Raw genomic sequence first — 3,802 nt, forward strand, 5'->3', positions numbered from 1 at the left:
TTATCGCGAGGTCGCGGTAATGCGCAGGAACGCGGCGTAGCCACCGAATTCCCGTGATAGTGGGCGCGGTTGCTGCGCATTATATTGGTTGCGAACCTCGGCGGTCCCTGGACCAGCTGAGGAGGCAAGCATGTTGAAGTTACACGACGAGTTGATCGCCAAAATCACGAATTTTCTCGAAATCCAGAATTACAACCCCGTGGTCGTGGCGAACCACCGTCTCTACGCCCGCGCATTCCTCGATTATCTGGCCGAGTGCGACATGCCGGTCGAGACGGTGACGCCGGCACAGGTCGATCAGTATTTTTGCTATGCGGTTCAGGATTTTGAGGTCCAGTACGGCCGACCTCCCAGTGCGCGATGGCATATGTTGCCACGCGCCGTAATCGCCAAGCTACTTCGGCTTGCTCAAGGCAAATGGCCACCGGATGCAGAGATGATCGGCCCCGACGCCGCGCATCGACATGAAATTTGCCTCGAATACGAGGCATGGCTGCGTGAGGAGCGCGGCTTGGCAAGCGCGTCCATTGAGGCGCTGATGTGGGAGGCGCGAAACTTCCTGCGATGGCAGTTCGACCGCGGCGGTGCTGCCAGCCTCGAAGCTTTGAGTATCGTGGACGTCGATCTCTACATGGACGTGCGCGCGCCTGGCTTACGGCGCAAATCATTGGCCGATGTCGCTGAGCGCCTCCGCTCGGTGGTCCGCTATCTCCACCGGACGGGGCGCATCCCGTCCGATCTCACACCTCACATCATCGGCCCTATGCTCTATGCCTACGAAGATGTGCCCTCCACGCTGGATAAAAGCCAAATCGCCGCATTGTTGGCCGCGACGAAGGAGGACGGATCGCCGCGGGGTCTGCGCGATTATGCCATCCTTCAAATGCTTGCCACATACGGTCTGAGACAAGGCGAGATCTGCCGCCTTCGGCTCGAGGACGTAAACTGGCGCGAAGAATCCCTGCGCATCCGTCACACGAAGACCAATGCCTACTCCTACATGCCGCTTATGGCGCCGGTTGGTGAGGCGCTGCTCGATTATCTGCGCCTTGGTCGCCCCCAGGTTGATGTGCGGGAAATCTTCGTCCGATCCTGCGCACCCTATATCGCAATGACGAACCTGTACGGCATGATCCGCGGGCGGTTGGCAACTGCAGGCGTCCAGCTGCCAGGAAAACGAGGGCCGCATGTGTTCCGCCACGCGCGGGCGGTCGAGTTGCTGCGGGCGTCGGTTCCGCAAAAGATCATCGGCGACGTACTCGGGCATCGATCCACCGAATCCACCAACGCCTATCTCAAGCTGGCCACCGAAGATCTCCGAGCCGTGGCGCTCGAAGTGCCCGGATCGGAGGTGCTGTCATGAGCGCCTGGCACGATCCCGAACGCACCGTCATCGACGCCTTCTTGGAGATATCGCAGTTCCGGCCGGGAAGCAGGCCCACGTATCGCTGGTTCCTTCGCAGCTTCGAGGATGTGGCCCGGCGTCATCCTGCGGTTGACCGACAGATGCTCGACGCCTGGCTGAAGGCGATGGAAAAACGTTGGCGATTGCCGACGTTGCTGAACCAGGTCTGCATTGTCGATCGCTTCCTCGACCACCTCGTCGAAATCGGGCTGATCACCGATAATCCCGTTGCCGTGCTTCGCCGTCGGTACAACCTCAAACAAAACAAGCCGGTCTGGCGGGCGCTGACCTCCCCCAATCCCGACGAAGCCTTGGCCGCGTTACGACGCCCGGCTCCCTTCGGCAGCGTGCTAGGCGACTTCATGCGCGAGCATGTCGCGTTGATGCGCAGACGGGGCTATCAGTATGAGACACAGGCTCACTGGCTGTTGCGGTTCGATCGGTTCCTTCAGGCGAACCCCGAACTTGCCGAGGCATCGCTTGAGACAATGCTGGAGCGCTGGGCAGCTGCCAAGCCGACCCGCAATCACGCCGCGGAATGCCAGAAGCTGGGGCGCATCCTGACCAAGGCGCGGTTCCGCCTCGATCCAAGCATCCCGCCGAAACGCTTCAATCCGCGGCCGGAACGGGAGGTGGCTCGAGAGCATCGCCGACCGCATATCTTCAGCCCGGCCGACGTCCGGCGAATGCTCGATGTTGCCCGTACCTATCCGTCGCCGGATGCCCCGCTGCGGCCGATGACTATCTACACCATGGTGGTCCTGGCCTATTGTGCCGGACTGCGCCGCGGCGAACTCGCTGGGCTCGATCTGGGCGATGTTGACCTTCAATCGGGCACAATCACGATCCGGGAAACGAAGTTCTACAAGACCAGAATCTTGCCGCTGAACGCAAGCGTCGTGGCCGAGTTACGCAACTATATCGATGAAAGGCGGTGCGCTGGTGCGCCGCAGAATCCCCAATCCGGGCTCTTCTGGCACGAGCACTTCAATGATCGCTATACCCCGGTGTCGGTCTCAACGATGATCACCAAGGTCATGCGCCGCGCCGGGTTCAAGCCCCCATCCGGGCGGACGGGGCCGCGCGTTCATGACCTGCGCCATTCGATGGTCGTGAACCGAATCCTCCAATGGTATCGATCTGGCGTCAATCCGCAGGACAAACTGCGCTTCCTATCCACCTACATGGGCCACCGGGACATCCACTCCACGCTGGTTTATATCACTGTCACGCAGGACCTGCTGCAGGAAGCCAGCGAGCGGTTCCGCGTGGTCGGTGCCCCATGCCTCACCATGGAGGCGCGGCCATGAAGAAGGGCAATCCTCTGCCTGCACTGTTGCGGGCGTTCTTCCAGGAATGGCTGGCCGAGCAACGCAGTGCATCGATCCATACGATCCGGTCCTATCGCGACACTTGGCGGCTGTTGCTTCGGTTCATCGCGGAACGAAAAGGCGGCGGGGTCGCTCGGCTCATGCTGACCGACGTCTCGGCCGGCGAGGTGCGCGCGTTCCTCCACCATACCGAGCATGCGCGCAAAGGCACGATCGGTACGCGAAACTGCCGGCTTGCAGCGATCCGCAGCTTCTTCAGCTTCGTGGCGGACAAGGATCCGGAATATATCGCGCAGTGCGCGGAGGTTCTCACCGTCCCCTTGAAGCGGGAGCCCACCCCCGCACCCTGTTACCTCGAGCCAGGGGAGGTCGAGGCCATCCTCGCGCAGCCCGAACGGTCGACACTCGAAGGGATGCGCGACCATGTGCTGCTCTCGTTCCTCTATAACACCGGCGCGCGCATCCAGGAGGCGCTCGACCTCTGCCCCGACGCGATCCGGTTCGCCGCACCGAACTTCGTCCGCCTCTACGGCAAGGGGCGGAAGGAGCGCATCTGCCCACTCTGGCCGGAAACCGTGGCGTTGCTCGAAAGGTTGTTGGAGCGGCAACCGCGTGCGCCAGATGAGCGAATCTTCGTCAATCGATACGGTGAGCCGCTGGGGGCCTCGGGCGTGCGGTTCAAGCTCGGCGCCTATGTGGAGGAAGCGGGAAAAGCGGTGCCGACCCTTCGGTCAAAACACGTGACGCCGCACAGCTTCCGGCATGCAACCGCTGTTCACCTCGTCGCTGCCGGGGTCGACATCACCGTGATCCGCAGTTGGCTGGGTCACGTCAGCCTCGACACAACCAACCACTATGCTCAGGCCAATCTCGAAACCAAGCGGAAGGCGCTGGAGCAGGTCGGCGCGCCGACAGCGAGCAATGTGCGTCCATCGTGGAAGCGGGATGCGAGCCTGATGGAGTGGCTGGATACCCTGTGAAATAATGCGAAGGTCGTGGTGACAAGTGCCCTTGCTTTGCGGGCCTACACCGCGTTCCTTCGCATTATCGCTTCCTCGCGATAAGC

The 3,802-nt window shown here is 61.7% G+C and carries 3 protein-coding genes; all 3 read left to right on the plus strand.

Features of this window, described 5'->3' with window-relative positions; translation table 11 throughout:
• The first annotated feature begins 130 nt into the window (after positions 1 to 130).
• From S2M10_RS05930 to S2M10_RS05940, 3 genes are read left to right on the plus strand one after another with little or no spacing between them, the layout of a single operon-like run.
• Positions 131 to 1,363: a site-specific integrase gene (locus S2M10_RS05930; protein WP_168845279.1), complete on the plus strand. Its 1,233-nt coding sequence runs from the start codon at positions 131 to 133 to the stop codon at positions 1,361 to 1,363.
• Positions 1,360 to 2,715, plus strand: coding sequence for a tyrosine-type recombinase/integrase (locus S2M10_RS05935; RefSeq protein ID WP_168845280.1), 1,356 nt, complete (start codon positions 1,360 to 1,362; stop codon positions 2,713 to 2,715). The genes S2M10_RS05930 and S2M10_RS05935 overlap by 4 nt, the downstream gene beginning before the upstream one ends.
• Positions 2,712 to 3,716 (plus strand): tyrosine-type recombinase/integrase, encoded by a 1,005-nt coding sequence (locus tag S2M10_RS05940; RefSeq protein WP_168845281.1) that lies wholly within the window; start codon positions 2,712 to 2,714, stop codon positions 3,714 to 3,716. The genes S2M10_RS05935 and S2M10_RS05940 overlap by 4 nt, the downstream gene beginning before the upstream one ends.
• Positions 3,717 to 3,802: the final 86 nt, after the last annotated feature.

This window comes from Sphingomonas sp. S2M10 (assembly GCF_012650175.1).
Taxonomy (GTDB): domain Bacteria; phylum Pseudomonadota; class Alphaproteobacteria; order Sphingomonadales; family Sphingomonadaceae; genus Sphingomonas.

What these genes read in the sequence shown, in the direction of transcription:
- S2M10_RS05930 (WP_168845279.1), top strand. Translation starts at nt 131, where the DNA reads ATGTTGAAGTTACACGACGAGTTGATCGCCAAAATCACGAATTTTCTC.
- S2M10_RS05935 (WP_168845280.1), top strand. Translation starts at nt 1,360, where the DNA reads ATGAGCGCCTGGCACGATCCCGAACGCACCGTCATCGACGCCTTCTTG.
- S2M10_RS05940 (WP_168845281.1), top strand. Translation starts at nt 2,712, where the DNA reads ATGAAGAAGGGCAATCCTCTGCCTGCACTGTTGCGGGCGTTCTTCCAG.